Consider the following 14,026-nt stretch of genomic DNA (forward strand, 5'->3'; position numbering starts at 1 on the left):
AACTAAAAAAGCGAGAGGAGAGCCTCTCGCTTTTTTTATAGCAACAATTCAATAGCCTCTAGCCTATTTATTACATTGCGCCCTTGAAGCCCAACTGACGCCACGCTTCGTAGCCGATGATTGCAGCTGCATTGGACAGGTTTAGGCTACGGCTGTCCGGATGCATCGGAATGCGCAGGCGCTGTTCCAGTGGCAGGCTTTCTATCAGCTCTGCTGGCAGGCCGCGGGTCTCTGGGCCAAACAATAGCACATCGCCTTGCTGGAATTCGGCATTGGTATGGAAGTTGGTGGTCTTGGTGGTACAAGCGAAGATACGGCGTTCGCCGATGTAGGCGAGGAACGCCTCGAAATTGGCATGGCGATGCACGTGTGCCAAGTCGTGGTAATCCAAGCCGGCACGACGCAGCTTCTTCTCTTCCAAATCAAAGCCTAGTGGCTCAATCAAGTGTAGGTTGGCCCCACAGTTAGCACAGAGGCGGATGATGTTGCCGGTATTCGGGGCGATCTCCGGTTCGTAAAGAGCGATATCAAACATAGTAGATAATCCGTGGTGACAATAGCGCTATTGTAGCGGAAAAGGCAGCCAAAAAGCACGACAGCGAGAGTGATGGCAGATACGGCGGCCCAGTGAGGGCCGCGCGTAGAATTGGAGTTAGTGGGAAAGCGGGAGGGTGATGGTGACCTTGAGGCCGCCCAGAGTGCTGCGCGATGCTTTGATAGTACCGCTGTGCTGGCGGATGGCACTTTCAGTGATCGCCAGTCCTAGCCCGGTGCCGCCACTGCTGCGGTCTCGTGCGGTCGAGACTCGGTAGAACGGCCGGAAGATATCCCCCAGTTCACTATCGGGAACACCCTCGCCGTTATCCTCGACCGTGATGCACAGTCTCATCGCCTGAGTTACGAAGCGGATCTGGATCGTATCATCACCATACTTGATGGCATTACGGACCACGTTTTCCAACGCACTGATCAGCAAGTTGGGATTACCATGCAGCGGCCACTCTTCCAATGGTGTGTAGCTCAGCTGCTTGCCAGATTGTTCGGCTTCGAAGCGGGCATCTTCCATCATGTCATACCATAGCGAGGCAGCATCGGTTTGCTCCCGTTGTTCATGACTGTTGACCTGCATCCGGGATAATTCCAATAGCTCACCGATCATAGTCTCCAGCCGCTCGGCTTCGGTATCGATGCGGGTGAGCTCGTTACTCTCGCCTTGCTTACGCTTAGCCAGTGCGGTAGCCATCCGCAATCGGGTCAGTGGTGAGCGAAGCTCATGGCTGATGTCGGACAGCAGGCGTTGCTGGCCGCCGATCATGTGGTTGATAGCCTGGACCATCTGGTTGAAGCTGGCGCCTGCCTGCTTGAATTCTTTCGAGCCGGACTCCAGTTTGGGATCGGCTTCGAACTCCCCCTTGGCTACGCGTTCTGCGGCATTTTGTAAACGGCGTGCTGGCAGGGAGATAGCCCATGCTAGCCATAGTAGCAAAGGGGTACTGACCAGCATGGTCAGCAGCAATAATTGAAAAGGTTTATCTAGGATCTGGATAAAAAACGGCGGCGGCTCTCTGACGATCCGGCCGATGTACATCAGCAAGGTGTCGCCTTTGTGTTTGACCTCGAATGGTCCGGCCATCATCCAGCGGCCATAGAGTTTTTGCTTGGGTACTTTGGGGCTGTCGGCCATGGTAATAAAATTACGCAGCGCCTTGCTGTTACGTCGTGGAGAGATGATATCGCCATCAGAGGTGGTGAAGTAGAGCTGGAACCCCTTGTGGCGGTCATTGTCGGTAAAGCGGCTGAGTTTCTTCTCTAGCGAACCGCCATCACGAGAAATCTGGCTGGATATGCTAGCCGCTGATTCCTGAAATCTATCTTGCTGAGCCTGGGGAATGGTGTGCTGGGTGCGCGGATCCAAATTGGGCAGCAATAGCAGTACCAAGACCACAATTAACAGGGTGAGCCAGAAGACCGCGAAGATACGGCCATACAGGCTGGAAAAGCGGGGCAGCTTCATTATACGTCCTCAACCAACAGGTAGCCCTTGCCGCGTAGGGTCTTGATCCACGGCTTACCGTCATCGCGGGCAGGCAATTTCTTGCGCAGGTTAGACACATGCATATCGATGGCTCGATCAAATGGGGCCAGCCTTTTGCCTAGTACCTCAAGGCTGAGATCGTTCTTGGCGATGATTTTCCCCGGGTGTTGGACAAAATAGCTCAAGAGTGCCAGCTCGGTACCGGTCATTTCAATTGGAATACCATGGCACAGGACTTCTTGGCGTCCTGGGTAGATTTCAATATCCTGATAGTTCAGGCATTCTGGGCCGGCCTTGGTCGAGGTGTTCTTGTTTTGGGTGCGGCGTAATATAGCGCGGATACGGGCCAGTAATTCACGGTCGCTAAATGGCTTGGGCATATAATCATCGGCGCCCAACTCTAGCCCGAGTACCCTATCAATTTCTTCGCCTTTGGCTGTTAGCATCAGTACTGGGGTTTCATATTTTTCGCGCAGTCGGCGCAGCATCTCAGTACCGTTCATTACCGGCATCATTACATCCAGTAAGATCAGATCGATGCTGTCATCCACCTTGGCTAGTCCTTGCTCGCCATTATTGGCTTCGACAACCTCGAACCCTTCCATATCGAGAATATCGGAAAGCAGAGAGGTGAGTTCTGTATCATCATCAACAAGCAAAATTTTGACCATGGTGTCTACCTTTAATAGCAACAGCGATAGGGTAAGTATCCCTAATCAATGTAGGGCAGCCAAGTAAAATTGGTTTAGCTTTACGCAGTTTTACGTTTTCCGGACAGCCCTTTACCTTGCATGGCGTATTCTATAACCGTACCTGAGAACATGGCGCTGCAACAGCAGCCTCTATTGGAGAAGAACATAATGATGACTTTTAAAAAAACAATGGCTCTTGCAATTGCCCTTCCTCTAGCCCTAGGCTCTGCCTCTGCATTGGCATACGGTGGTGGTAAAAACCACAACGGCCACGGTGGCAAAGGAGGGTGTGGTATGGACGATAGCCGTATGTTCCGTCAGTTGGATCTGACCGATGCGCAGAAAACAGAGCTGAAAGACTTGCGTCAGGCCAACAAAGACAATAAGCGCGGCAAGAAGGGCGAGCGTCATAGCGACATGCAGGCGCAGCACCAGAAAATGCAGCAGCTTGTCCTGAGCGAAGATTTCAATGAAGCTGAAGTGCGTGCTCTGGCTGAAGAAATGTCTAAGCAGCAGGTTGAGCGCCGCGTCTCTATGCTTAAGCAGCGCCATGAAATGATGCAAGTACTGACCGCCGAGCAGAAAACCAAGCTGCAGGAGCTTCAGGCCGAACGCGGTGAAAAATGCCAAGCGAAAATGGAAAAGCGCATGGAGCGCAAGCAATCTAACTAATTGCTCTGATTAAACAGAGAAAAGCCGCCAACGCTCTTGGCGGCTTTTTTGTTATTTACGCCCAAGCAATTTGAAGTCACTTGGTGTACTGCTTTGTAAATCATCAATTTGAATAATTTTGTTATTAATTTTCGTCATAAAAAAGCTATACTGCGGTGTATTGCCAAGTCCAGTGCTGTCTGTCTGGTGTGATTATCATGGATGAATTTATAATCACCCGCGGTCATCATTATCACCGGGCACAACTGGAGGCTCTGGTGCCAGCCGTTATACTGAATTCGTAGAGTTATAGCGGCCGAGCGGTGTATTGCTCATGCTACCAGCCTAAAGGCTAACTGTTTTAAATATCCCGATAGTGTTTGAGGCGGCGATAGTTTCAACGCCATGCTGCAGTTGCAGGCTATCGTGATATGAATCAACAAATTTTTTTATCAAAATTGTAATACTCCTACATTAGTAGGAAAGTTACAGTTTACATAAGTCAGGGCCACTTTAAGGCCTGTGGTCGAGTGGGGAACCTCGGCCGCTTATGTCGGATTTGAATTTTCATTTCCCAAAGTCAGAGGGTAACCATGATTAAGAAGATTGGTGTATTGACCAGTGGTGGTGACGCACCTGGTATGAATGCGGCGGTTCGCGGTGTTGTACGTGCAGCATTGTCTGAAGGCGTTGAAGTATACGGTGTGTATGACGGCTATCAGGGCCTGCACCAGAACCGTATTGAAAAACTGACGCGCTCAAGCGTATCAGATGTCATCAATAAAGGTGGTACATTCCTGGGTTCTGCGCGTTTTCCTGAATTCAAGGAAGAGAAAGTACGTCAGCAGGCTATCGAAAACCTTAAGATCCACGGCATCGAGGCTTTGGTTGTGATCGGTGGTGACGGCTCGTACATGGGTGCGAAGAAGCTGACTGAAATGGGCTACCCATGTATCGGTCTGCCAGGTACGATTGATAACGACGTTGCAGGTACTGACTACACGATCGGTTACCTTACAGCGCTGAACACGGTTATCGACGCGATTGACCGTCTGCGTGATACGTCTTCTTCTCACCAGCGTATCTCTATTGTTGAGGTAATGGGCCGCCACTGTGGTGATCTGACCCTGATGTCTGCGATTGCTGGTGGCTGTGAGTACATTATCACACCAGAAACCGGCTTGAACAAAGAAGAGCTGCTGGCGAAGATCAAAGAAGGGATCTACAAAGGTAAGAAGCACGCGATCATTGCACTGACCGAATTGATGACCGATGCCAACGAACTGGCGAAGTATATCGAAGACGAAACAGGCCGTGAGACGCGTGCAACGGTACTTGGCCACATTCAGCGTGGCGGTCAGCCAACAGCATTTGACCGTATCTTGGCATCTCGTATGGGTGCGTATGCGGTAGATCTACTGATGGAAGGCCAAGGTGGTCGTTGTGTGGGTATCCAGAACGAGAAGATGGTTCACCATGATATCATCGACGCGATTGAGAACATGAAGCGCCCAGTACGTAAAGATCTTTACGCATTGGCTGACAAGTTGTTCTAAAGGGTATTCCCTGAATAAAAAAACCGGCTGTCAGCCGGTTTTTTTGTGCCGGCATTGCTAGAGTTGATGATCAGCTGGCAACAAAAAAGCTACCCGAGGGTAGCTTTTTTTATTAATCAGCCTTCGATAAAGAAGCGGTGATTATTTTTTCGCTTCAGCAGCAGCTTTAGCAATAGCAGCGAAGCTTTCAGCGTTCAGAGCAGCACCGCCAACTAGCGCGCCGTCGATGTCTGGCTGTGCGAAGTAAGCTTGTGCGTTTTCTGGTTTAACAGAACCGCCGTACTGGATCACAACTTTCTTCGCCACATCTTCGCTCTTCTCAGCAATGTGCGCACGAATCGCTGCGTGGATGCGCTGTGCATCGTCAGCTGTAGCGGCTTTACCAGTACCGATAGCCCAGATTGGTTCGTAAGCGATGATTGCGCCTTCTAGGGCCTCAACGCCTTGGGTGTTGATCACTGCATCGATTTGACGAGCACAAACAGCAACTGTTTCGCCAGCTTCGTTCTGTGCTTCAGACTCACCGATACACAGTACTGGTGTTAGGCCGTGCTCTTTTAGGAAAGCGAATTTCTTAGCAACGAACTCGTCTGATTCATTGTGGTATTCACGACGCTCAGAGTGACCGATGATGATGTGGCTTGCACCAAAATCTTTCAGCATCTCTGGAGAGATATCGCCAGTGAATGCACCGCTAGCGTTAACGTCAACGTTCTGTGCACCTAGGATGATTTTGCTCTCACCTTTGCTGATTAGTTGCTCAGCTAGGTCAAGGTACATAGCTGGTGGCGCAACGGCAACGTCTACGCCTTCAACACCTTTAAGTTCAGCATCAAGGCCCTTAAGAAGGTTAGATACCATTTCTTTGCTACCGTTAAGCTTCCAGTTACCCATAACCACAGGATGGCGCATAGCTTTTCTCCATATCAAATTGACTTAAAAAATACTTAATAGCGTAATACACAGCCCTTGGGTGTAACCCGTTATCGGCGGCGCTGAATACTAGGCTATAAAGTATCATCCGGCATGCTGGCAGTCTTATTCGTTAACACCGCCAGCAGCGCCAACATTACCACAGCTTAGGAAATCAATTTCCTGTCCGAAATCATATCAGTGCTTGGTTGTACCTTTTTCGCCGGCAAAAGTGAACCGCTGCGGGAGAATTTTTTTCACCTTGGTGCGACTCCCTGCGTGGAGAGGAGAAAAAGACAGTGATCCGTGACTGAAATATAGCCTCTATCTTTGGCGTCGTGGGATTAGATCCGCTAAGGTTGGTGGCTATTTTAGGATAAAGCCATGCCAAACATGGGTTTTCCCAACAAAAATAAGTGAAGTGTAAAGCACAAGGAGGAGCGGATGCCTAACTTAGTGATGGAGTACGCCGAACCCGTTGTTGAGCGGGTCAATATTTCGGGGTTACTCGATGATCTACATACCATTTTGCTCGAGTGCGGGATTTTCGAGCCGGATTCGGTCAAGTCGCGAAGCTACCGGTGCCATAACTGGCTGGTTGGAGAGAATCGCGATCTCGATACCTTTATCCATATCGAGTTGACGATGCTGTCGGGCCGCAGTACCGAGGTGAAACGCGACTTATCCCGCGCCCTGATGAGTGCGCTTGAGCAGCATGCCCGCTCCATCAATAGCCTGACCATCGATATTCGTGATATGGACAGTGACTGCTTCCTTAAGGTCAGCTGCTAGGCTGACTCGATTCATCCAGTGAACCCGGGCGGCGGAAAGGTTTTATATCAGCCTGGTGTTCAGTCAGGGTTTCTGGGGCATTGAGCGCCTGAGCAAACCGTTTGAGCTGCTGTTGCAGCTCTGCCATCAGTAGGATGTTGGTATGGTTGGGATTTTTTCCCAGGTCTATCACCTGATTGATATGGCTCATCTGCGCTCGTAGTCGCGGCTGCATCTCTGCACTGGCATTGCTAATGATCTCTTCACTCATTGTCAAACGCAGTGCTTCGAGTTTCTCCGGTTCGTTTTCGGCCATGGCTTTCAATTCGTCAAACGGTGGCAGTGTCTGCATCTTGCTCTCCTTATCCCTAAATGCTTACCCCAAGCCCTATCAGGTTAAAGGCCGAAGTAGTACCTACCAGCATGATTGCTATGCAATAAAGTTAGTTGCCAACAAGGCTGGCGACTGGCTCAGGAGTGAGAAAAATGAGAGGTTTATACACAGAGACAGAGAGGGTGAAACGAAAAGCCCGGCTTCCGGGCTTGTTTGAGGAGTCGTGGTTATCGCTTACCAGTAGTGCTCCATGGTGATTTGGCCGGGGTTGCGGCGCAGGTTTTTGGTGAAGCCTTTTTGCTCCAATACCGCTTTGGTTTCCCGGACCATTTCGGGATTGCCACACAACATAATTTGACTTTTCTCTGGTGCCAGCGATAGGCCAACATGGCGTTCTAGCATACCGTCTTCGAGCGCTTGGGGGATCCGGCCTGACAGGGCGGGGGGAGCCGGCTCACGGCTAACGAAAGGCTGAACAATCAGTTGCTCAGGGTAACACTCTTTGAGAGCATTGATTTCGGCCTGGTAGCTGAGATCAGCCGAAAATCGTACCGCATGAACCAAGATAATTTTACGAAAGCGTTTCCAGGACGATGCTTCGCGCAAGATAGAAAGGTATGGCCCGATGGCGGTACCGGTCGCCAACAGCCAAAGTTGCTCGGCATCGGGGACTTCGTCCAAGGTGAAATAGCCGTTAGCACGGGCAGAAATGAAGACTTCCTGACCCGGCTCAAGGGCGTGGAGCCTCGGTGACAGCAAGCCGTCAGCAACTCGGGTAGCATAGACTTCGATTTGATCGGTCGAAGGGGGGTTAACGAAAGAGTAGGCGCGCTGGATCATTTTGCCATCAATCTCCAGTCCCAGCTTGGTAAACTGGCCGGCTTTGAACGGCTCGATGTTGGCTTGCAGCACAAGACTGAACAAGTCATTGTTCCAATGTCGGTTACTGATGACTTTCGCAGGGATCCAGTCAGCCATAATGTTCTCCTCGTTATGATTTTATTATTCGATACGCGCAGCGCCTTTCTCCGGCAATGATGTGTTCGTGTCGGTTAACCTGGTATTCGTTGCCTAGCAAGCGTTGGAAAACGGCCAGTTCGGACTGGCAAAGTGATGGGCAACGTTGGGCTGCGTGGCAGATAGGGCAATGGTTTTCGATCAGCACGAAATCTTCGCCATCCTGGTGAAGTTCGGCCATATAACCCTCCCGCTCCCTGAGTGTAGTAAGGATCTGCAGTTTTTCTGCGATATTTTCTACCCCGGACAGCTGGGCTTGGTATTGTTCAAAGGTTTGATCCTCCCGCCGATCGACTACCTTGCTTAGCCCATCTTGGCCAAACAACTCCTCAACAGAATCAAGCATTTGAATAATAAAATCGCCATGACGGTCGGCAAAGCGTCGATGTCCCTTTTGAGTCAGGTGCCAGTGTCGGGTCGGTCTGCCGACTTTGGCCTTGATGTCTTCGAAGTCGACCAAGCCTTCCTCTTCCAGCCCCTGCAGGTGTTGTCTAACTCCCATGGTGGTAAGTTGGAAATCCTCGGCAAGGATCTTGGCGGTGACCGGGCCTTCGCGTTTCATCCGATAGAGTATTTTGTCGATGGTTTTCATAGTCACCTTTGGCAGCAAATTGGCATAGTTAATTATGTAGTCAGCTTTCTAAATAAAGCAACAACTTTACAAAGTAAGAGCTGCAGGGGAAGGAAAGGGGGATAAGGCTGTGAAGGCGAAACTGGAAGTATAGCGATAAAAAAGCGCGCCGGATGGCGCGCGAGATAATCGTTCAGATATGTCGAATCTTACAGGATATGACCCTTGATGGCGTCGTCTTTGCGATCCAAGTAGTGGGTCGACTTGATACGGCGGATAGTACGGCACTTACCGCGGATCAACAGGGTTTCGGTGGTGGCAATATTGCCCTGGCGGCTGATCCCTTCAAGCAGATCACCCTTAGTGATGCCTGTACCGGCAAAGATAACATTATCGCTACGTGCCATGTCTTCCATGCGCAGTACCGTGTTTGTCTCAATGCCCATTTCGCCACAGCGGTCGATTTCCATCTGGCCGTGTTTGCGGTTTTCTTCGGTGTCACCTTTTACTTCGTGACGAGGAAGCAGGCGACCGTGCATGTCACCGCCAAGCGCGCGAATTGCAGCGGCAGAAACAACACCTTCTGGCGCGCCGCCGATACAGTACATCACATCGACTTCGCTATCAGGCATACAGGTTAGAATTGATGCGGCAACATCACCATCAGGGAAGGCAAACACACGTACACCCATCGCTTGCATTTCAGCAATAATGCCATCGTGACGAGGTTTCGCCAGCGTAGTCACGACCAGCGTATCAAGGGTTTTACCCAGTGCTGCTGCGATGTTCTCTAAGTTTTCAGTTAGTGGTTTAGCCAGATCAATAACGCCTTTAGCGGCAGGGCCGACAACCAGTTTTTCCATGTACATATCAGGTGCTTTAAGGAATGAGCCTTTCTCGCCAGCAGCCAATACTGCCAATGCGTTGTTCTGGCCCATTGCTGTCATGCGGGTCCCTTCGATTGGGTCTACCGCAATATCTACAGCATCACCACCAGTACCGACTTTCTCACCGATGTAAAGCATAGGGGCTTCATCGATTTCACCTTCACCGATAACAATTTCGCCTTCGATTTCTGTTTGGTTTAACAGGGTACGCATAACCTCAACGGCAGCGTTATCCGCTGCAATTTTATCGCCACGGCCTAGCCATTTATAGCCTGCAAGTGCTGCACCTTCAGTGACACGGGAAAATGCCATCGCCAAATCGCGTTTCATGGTAACTCCAGAAATAGAAATCAGTGGGCTAGGGCCTGTAGGCTACAGGCCCAGAATAAATCTGGCGGCGATTTTAACACAGGTTGCAAGGAAACGTTTGCGTTAGCGCAAAAATGTTTATTTCTTGTCATTTCGCCACCAATGAACGAAAAAAGGCCTGCTTTCGCAGGCCTTGATGGGGCGCAGAGGGTCACGCGAGGGTTAGGCTTTCGCCTGATTAAATGTCGTCACCATCAACCGCCCAGCCTTTGGCACATTCGACTGCACGCTTCCAGCCGTTGTAGCGACGGCTTCGTTTGTCTTCATCGCTGCAGGCGATGAATTTACGGTCCAATACTGCTTTGTTCTTCAACTCATCGATGCTGCCCCAGAAGCCAACCGCAAGACCTGCTAGGTAGGCTGAGCCAAGTGCCGTCACCTCGGTAACCACAGGGCGGTGTACCTCGGTATCCAGAATGTCAGATTGGAACTGCATCAAGAAGTTGTTGGCAACGGCGCCGCCATCGACACGCAGAGTCGCTAGCTTGATGCCAGAGTCAGCCTGCATCGCATCCAGTACGTCGCGGGTCTGGTAAGCCACACTTTCCAGCGTTGCACGGATGATGTGGTTACTGTTCACACCGCGGGTCAAGCCGACAATAGCACCACGGGCATACGGGTCCCAGTATGGTGCGCCAAGGCCGGTGAAGGCTGGTACCACATAGACACCATTAGCACTGCCGACTTTCTCGGCAAAGTATTCGGAATCCCCGGCATCGCCAATCAATTTCACTTCGTCACGCAGCCACTGGATGGAAGCGCCGCCCATAAAGACAGCCCCTTCCAAGGCATAGGCCACTTCACCTTTCGGGCCACAAGCCAGGGTGGTCAATAGGCCGTTATGCGAGGTCACTTTTTCCTTGCCGGTATTCATCAGCAGGAAGCACCCTGTGCCGTAAGTGTTTTTCGCCTGACCTGGTTCGACACACATCTGGCCGAACAGTGCTGCTTGCTGGTCACCAGCGATACCAGCGATTGGGATACGGGTACCGCCCTTACCACCAATGTTGGTCTTACCGTAAACTTCAGACGACGACTTCACTTCCGGCATCATCGATAGCGGGATATCCAGTGCTTTAAGCAGTTTTTCATCCCACTGAAGGGTGTTGATGTTGAACACCATGGTACGGGAGGCATTGGTGAAGTCGGTAACGTGAACGCGTCCTTGGGTCATCTTCCAGATCAGCCACGTATCAACGGTACCAAACAATAGGTTACCGGCTTCGGCTTCTTCGCGGGCCCCTTCGACATTGTCGAGGATCCACTTTATTTTGGTGCCTGAGAAGTATGGGTCGACAACTAAGCCGGTGTTTTCACGGATGTATTCTTCAAGGCCGGCTTTTTTCAGTTCTTCGCACGTATCTGCTGTACGGCGGCATTGCCAGACAATCGCGTTGTAAACAGGCTTACCTGTGTTCTTGTCCCAGATAATGGTGGTTTCGCGCTGGTTGGTGATACCGATACCAGCAACCTGATCGGAGCGGATCCCTGCCTTGGCCAGCACTTCAACCAGCGTTGAGCTCTGGGTGGCATAGATTTCTAGCGGATCGTGCTCGACCCATCCAGCCTTGGGGTAAATTTGGGTGAATTCACGCTGTGACGAGCACACAATATTGGCGTTGTGATCAAGCACCACTGCACGGGAGCTGGTCGTACCCTGATCCAGCGCAACAATGTACTTTTGCTCAGTAGTCATAACGGTTTCCTCTCATTGTCATTATATAAGGGTAGTAGAGTGTGGTGTTCTGATCGGCCTGTGCGGGGCAGGCCGAAGATGTTCTAGGGTGTAGGGTTCAGGTGTTCGTTTTTAAGCATTCGCTGCTTGTTCGCCAGTCTCTTCGCACTGGTTCGGTAGGGTACAGCGATTGCCCGGCAAGTAGGTGCCGATAGCTTTAGGGTATAGCCAGCCACCGAATGCGGCACCCATGATTGGTGCCAGGATGGGGACAATCATGTATGGGATATCTTTACCACCGGTCAGGGCCATATCGCCCCAGCCAGCCAAGAAGGCGAAGAATCTAGGTCCGAAATCACGCGCTGGGTTCATGGCAAAGCCCGTCAGTGGACCCAGTGAGCCACCAATTACGGCAATCAATAGACCGATAAGTAGCGGTCCCATCGCGCCGCGAGGGGCGCCGTTTTTCTGATCACCAATGGCTAGGATAGCGAACACCAATACTGCGGTGATCACAAACTCCACCGCAAATGCGCCGGCAAATGACAGTGCGGCATGCGGGTAGGTTGAGAAAATCCCCGCAGTCGCCAAGCTGGCTTCGCTGCCGCGGACAATACCGTTGGCGCTTTCGAATTCAACAAACAGGTTGCTGTACAGGCCGTAGATCAATGCCGCGGTACAAAAAGCACCGAGCATTTGTGCGGTGATATAAGGCAAGACTTTGCGTTTGTCGAAGCCGTGAAAAAGGGCAAGGGCAATGGTAACTGCAGGGTTGATATGGGCACCGGAAACGCCGGCGGTACAGTAGATCGCGATGGCAACGCCAAGGCCCCACATGATACTAACCTCCCACTGGCCAAATTCGGCCCCGGTCAGTACCAGTGCGGCAACACAACCGACGCCAAAGAAGATCAGTAGCCCAGTACCTATGAACTCGGCCAGGCATTCGCCGAGCAGGGTATGTTGTTTTTGGGTAGTCATGGTTCAGTCCTTTTGTCTAATGTCGTAGGGGGAAAGCTATTTTTGTATTTATGTGTGGCTAATGTACTCGAATCTACCAAGAATAAAATCGGATTGAACGAAAATTGTGCGTTCGAGCATAGAATGGGTTTGTTTTTTGCGCGTTCGCGCAAACGGTTGCCATTTAACGGGGAATTTCCCCAGTGCCACTGTTGCTTAAAGGTTGGCGAGGTGAAAACACGAATTGCGGAGGTATGTATTTGTTTCTGAAATAAAAAATCCGACCTGAAAAGGTCGGATGTGCCAGAGGGGCAAATTCTTGGATTTTTCCAAGAGAGATACGATCATGATAAAAATTAGCACGCCGCCGCTGCATTAAAATAGAGTTTGATCGCAATTTTACGCATTTGGCTGCGATGCAGAATGAATTTTGCACGGCTTGCTCATTTCTTTTGCCAATCTTCTTGGCATTACATTTAGGCGGTATAGCAAGCGCATGGAAAGCAAGGATTTGATGAATTTCGTGCAAAATTTCCCCATTTGCTAAAAAGCATGGTATTTGTAGATGTCAGAAGGCGGTAGCCTCGTTAGAATAGGTGATAATCAATCGTAAACGTGCCTGTGGAACGTTGCCTTAACTGTTAGGGCAAATAGATAGGCTGAATACAGGTGGACAATATGTCATTAGAAATGTTCGAAAAGCTGGAAGCCAAAGTACAAATGGCTGTTGATACAATTTCCCTGCTACAAATGGAAATTGAAGAACTAAAAGAAACAAATAATGGTCTGGCGGGCGAAGCGCAAGCATTGCGTTCTAGCCGCGAAGAGCTTGAGCAAGAGAACAGCAAACTGCGTCATGACCACGAGGCATGGCAAGAGCGCGTACGTGCGCTATTGGGCAAGATGGAACACGTTGAATAAACGTATTGTTGCCGGGCAGTCAATGAGCCTGCCGTGCAAGAAAAAACAGAGCCATTGGCTCTGTTTTTTTATGGGGGTTACTGACTGCAATGGATTAGTCGATATCGAGCGGCTCGGGGGAGAGGATCACCCCGGTATTGTCGGCATAGATATGATCTTCCGGCAGGAAGGTGACCCCACCAAAATTGACCGCAACATCCACCTCGCCGATGCTGTTTTCATCAGCACCAACGGGAATCGAGGCTATGGCCTGAATACCGATATCCAGTTCGTCGAGATCATCAACGTGGCGGACACAGCCATAAATGATCAACCCTTCCCATTCGTTCTCGACGGCTAGTTGGGCAAGTTCGGCATCGATCAACGCCCGGCGCAGAGAGCCGCCGCCATCAACCAGCAATACCCGGCCAGCCCCTGCTTCTTGCAGGGCAGAACGGATTTGCCCGCAATCTTCGAAGCATTTAACCGTAGTAACCTGGCCGCCAAAGGAGCTACGACCGCCATAGGAGCTGAACATGGGTTCGACGACGTCAACTTTGTCGAGATAGATATCGCATAACTCGGACGTATTGTATTCCATAAGCGCGCTTCTTCTGTGGCAATTGAAAAGGGTGGACTGGCCGCTGGCAGCAGCGACCAATCTTAACTTGTTGAAAGTATAACCAGTTGTTTAGC

General features: G+C 50.7%; 16 protein-coding genes. 4 read left to right on the plus strand and 12 right to left on the minus strand.

Features of this window, described 5'->3' with window-relative positions; all coding sequences use genetic code 11:
* Window positions 1–70: 70 nt before the first annotated feature.
* The 3 genes from trmL to ACVA53_RS03535 all read right to left on the minus strand — a co-directional run bounded on the left by trmL (window position 71) and on the right by ACVA53_RS03535 (window position 2,706).
* The gene (trmL, locus tag ACVA53_RS03525) at window positions 71–535 is read right to left on the minus strand and encodes a tRNA (uridine(34)/cytosine(34)/5-carboxymethylaminomethyluridine(34)-2'-O)-methyltransferase TrmL (protein ID WP_255040344.1); all 465 of its coding nucleotides are present in this window, start codon (window positions 533–535) and stop codon (window positions 71–73) included.
* Between the two features lie 117 nt (window positions 536–652).
* Window positions 653–2,014 (minus strand): envelope stress sensor histidine kinase CpxA, encoded by a 1,362-nt coding sequence (cpxA, locus tag ACVA53_RS03530; RefSeq protein WP_255040345.1) that lies wholly within the window; start codon window positions 2,012–2,014, stop codon window positions 653–655.
* Window positions 2,014–2,706 (minus strand): response regulator, encoded by a 693-nt coding sequence (locus ACVA53_RS03535; RefSeq protein WP_255040346.1) that lies wholly within the window; start codon window positions 2,704–2,706, stop codon window positions 2,014–2,016. The genes cpxA and ACVA53_RS03535 overlap by 1 nt, the downstream gene beginning before the upstream one ends.
* Window positions 2,707–2,895: 189 nt before the next feature.
* On the opposite strand from ACVA53_RS03535, the gene ACVA53_RS03540 reads away from it, so the two are divergent.
* Both ACVA53_RS03540 and pfkA read left to right on the plus strand, forming a co-directional pair.
* Window positions 2,896–3,399, plus strand: a complete 504-nt coding sequence (locus ACVA53_RS03540) for a CpxP family protein (RefSeq protein ID WP_255040347.1) — start codon at window positions 2,896–2,898, stop codon at window positions 3,397–3,399.
* Between the two features lie 572 nt (window positions 3,400–3,971).
* Complete coding sequence (pfkA, locus tag ACVA53_RS03545) at window positions 3,972–4,934, plus strand: 6-phosphofructokinase (protein ID WP_255040348.1); 963 nt, start codon at window positions 3,972–3,974, stop codon at window positions 4,932–4,934.
* A gap of 141 nt (window positions 4,935–5,075) precedes the next feature.
* On the opposite strand, the gene tpiA is transcribed toward pfkA, so the two are convergent.
* Window positions 5,076–5,846: a triose-phosphate isomerase gene (gene tpiA, locus ACVA53_RS03550; protein WP_255040349.1), complete on the minus strand. Its 771-nt coding sequence runs from the start codon at window positions 5,844–5,846 to the stop codon at window positions 5,076–5,078.
* Window positions 5,847–6,290: 444 nt separating this feature from the next.
* On the opposite strand from tpiA, the gene ACVA53_RS03555 reads away from it, so the two are divergent.
* Entirely contained in the window at window positions 6,291–6,638 is a 348-nt protein-coding gene (locus ACVA53_RS03555; protein WP_255040350.1) for a 5-carboxymethyl-2-hydroxymuconate Delta-isomerase, read from the plus strand.
* On the opposite strand, the gene ACVA53_RS03560 is transcribed toward ACVA53_RS03555, so the two are convergent.
* The 7 genes from ACVA53_RS03560 to ACVA53_RS03590 form a co-directional block, all read right to left on the minus strand.
* Window positions 6,628–6,969, minus strand: a complete 342-nt coding sequence (locus tag ACVA53_RS03560) for a DUF3135 domain-containing protein (protein ID WP_446504509.1) — start codon at window positions 6,967–6,969, stop codon at window positions 6,628–6,630. The genes ACVA53_RS03555 and ACVA53_RS03560 overlap by 11 nt on opposite strands.
* Window positions 6,970–7,185: 216 nt before the next feature.
* The gene (locus ACVA53_RS03565) at window positions 7,186–7,929 is read right to left on the minus strand and encodes a ferredoxin--NADP reductase (protein WP_255040353.1); all 744 of its coding nucleotides are present in this window, start codon (window positions 7,927–7,929) and stop codon (window positions 7,186–7,188) included.
* Between the two features lie 13 nt (window positions 7,930–7,942).
* Window positions 7,943–8,560, minus strand: coding sequence for a helix-turn-helix transcriptional regulator (locus ACVA53_RS03570; RefSeq protein ID WP_446504527.1), 618 nt, complete (start codon window positions 8,558–8,560; stop codon window positions 7,943–7,945).
* A 188-nt stretch (window positions 8,561–8,748) separates the two neighbouring features.
* On the minus strand, window positions 8,749–9,756 hold the full coding sequence (gene glpX, locus ACVA53_RS03575; RefSeq protein WP_255040354.1) for a class II fructose-bisphosphatase: 1,008 nt from the start codon (window positions 9,754–9,756) through the stop codon (window positions 8,749–8,751).
* Between the two features lie 217 nt (window positions 9,757–9,973).
* Window positions 9,974–11,491, minus strand: coding sequence for a glycerol kinase GlpK (gene glpK / locus ACVA53_RS03580; protein ID WP_255040355.1), 1,518 nt, complete (start codon window positions 11,489–11,491; stop codon window positions 9,974–9,976).
* A 111-nt stretch (window positions 11,492–11,602) separates the two neighbouring features.
* Window positions 11,603–12,451, minus strand: coding sequence for an MIP/aquaporin family protein (locus tag ACVA53_RS03585; RefSeq protein WP_255040356.1), 849 nt, complete (start codon window positions 12,449–12,451; stop codon window positions 11,603–11,605).
* Window positions 12,452–12,614: 163 nt separating this feature from the next.
* Window positions 12,615–12,959 (minus strand): hypothetical protein, encoded by a 345-nt coding sequence (locus ACVA53_RS03590; RefSeq protein ID WP_446504510.1) that lies wholly within the window; start codon window positions 12,957–12,959, stop codon window positions 12,615–12,617.
* Window positions 12,960–13,108: 149 nt separating this feature from the next.
* Between ACVA53_RS03590 and zapB the strand changes: the two genes are divergently transcribed.
* Window positions 13,109–13,351, plus strand: coding sequence for a cell division protein ZapB (gene zapB / locus ACVA53_RS03595; protein ID WP_107349797.1), 243 nt, complete (start codon window positions 13,109–13,111; stop codon window positions 13,349–13,351).
* A 94-nt stretch (window positions 13,352–13,445) separates the two neighbouring features.
* Here the strand turns inward: zapB and rraA are convergent, their stop codons facing one another.
* Entirely contained in the window at window positions 13,446–13,931 is a 486-nt protein-coding gene (rraA, locus tag ACVA53_RS03600) for a ribonuclease E activity regulator RraA (protein WP_255040358.1), read from the minus strand.
* Window positions 13,932–14,026: the final 95 nt, after the last annotated feature.

The organism is Photobacterium sp. DNB23_23_1, from assembly GCF_052873815.1.

Coding starts and splice junctions, on each gene's coding strand:
- cpxA (WP_255040345.1), bottom strand. CDS start 2,014: ATGAAGCTGCCCCGCTTTTCCAGCCTGTATGGCCGTATCTTCGCGGTC.
- ACVA53_RS03585 (WP_255040356.1), bottom strand. CDS start 12,451: ATGACTACCCAAAAACAACATACCCTGCTCGGCGAATGCCTGGCCGAG.
- trmL (WP_255040344.1), bottom strand. CDS start 535: ATGTTTGATATCGCTCTTTACGAACCGGAGATCGCCCCGAATACCGGC.
- pfkA (WP_255040348.1), top strand. CDS start 3,972: ATGATTAAGAAGATTGGTGTATTGACCAGTGGTGGTGACGCACCTGGT.
- zapB (WP_107349797.1), top strand. CDS start 13,109: ATGTCATTAGAAATGTTCGAAAAGCTGGAAGCCAAAGTACAAATGGCT.
- ACVA53_RS03555 (WP_255040350.1), top strand. CDS start 6,291: ATGCCTAACTTAGTGATGGAGTACGCCGAACCCGTTGTTGAGCGGGTC.
- ACVA53_RS03570 (WP_446504527.1), bottom strand. CDS start 8,560: ATGAAAACCATCGACAAAATACTCTATCGGATGAAACGCGAAGGCCCG.
- ACVA53_RS03540 (WP_255040347.1), top strand. CDS start 2,896: ATGATGACTTTTAAAAAAACAATGGCTCTTGCAATTGCCCTTCCTCTA.
- ACVA53_RS03565 (WP_255040353.1), bottom strand. CDS start 7,929: ATGGCTGACTGGATCCCTGCGAAAGTCATCAGTAACCGACATTGGAAC.
- glpX (WP_255040354.1), bottom strand. CDS start 9,756: ATGAAACGCGATTTGGCGATGGCATTTTCCCGTGTCACTGAAGGTGCA.
- ACVA53_RS03560 (WP_446504509.1), bottom strand. CDS start 6,969: ATGCAGACACTGCCACCGTTTGACGAATTGAAAGCCATGGCCGAAAAC.
- rraA (WP_255040358.1), bottom strand. CDS start 13,931: ATGGAATACAATACGTCCGAGTTATGCGATATCTATCTCGACAAAGTT.
- tpiA (WP_255040349.1), bottom strand. CDS start 5,846: ATGCGCCATCCTGTGGTTATGGGTAACTGGAAGCTTAACGGTAGCAAA.
- ACVA53_RS03535 (WP_255040346.1), bottom strand. CDS start 2,706: ATGGTCAAAATTTTGCTTGTTGATGATGATACAGAACTCACCTCTCTG.
- glpK (WP_255040355.1), bottom strand. CDS start 11,491: ATGACTACTGAGCAAAAGTACATTGTTGCGCTGGATCAGGGTACGACC.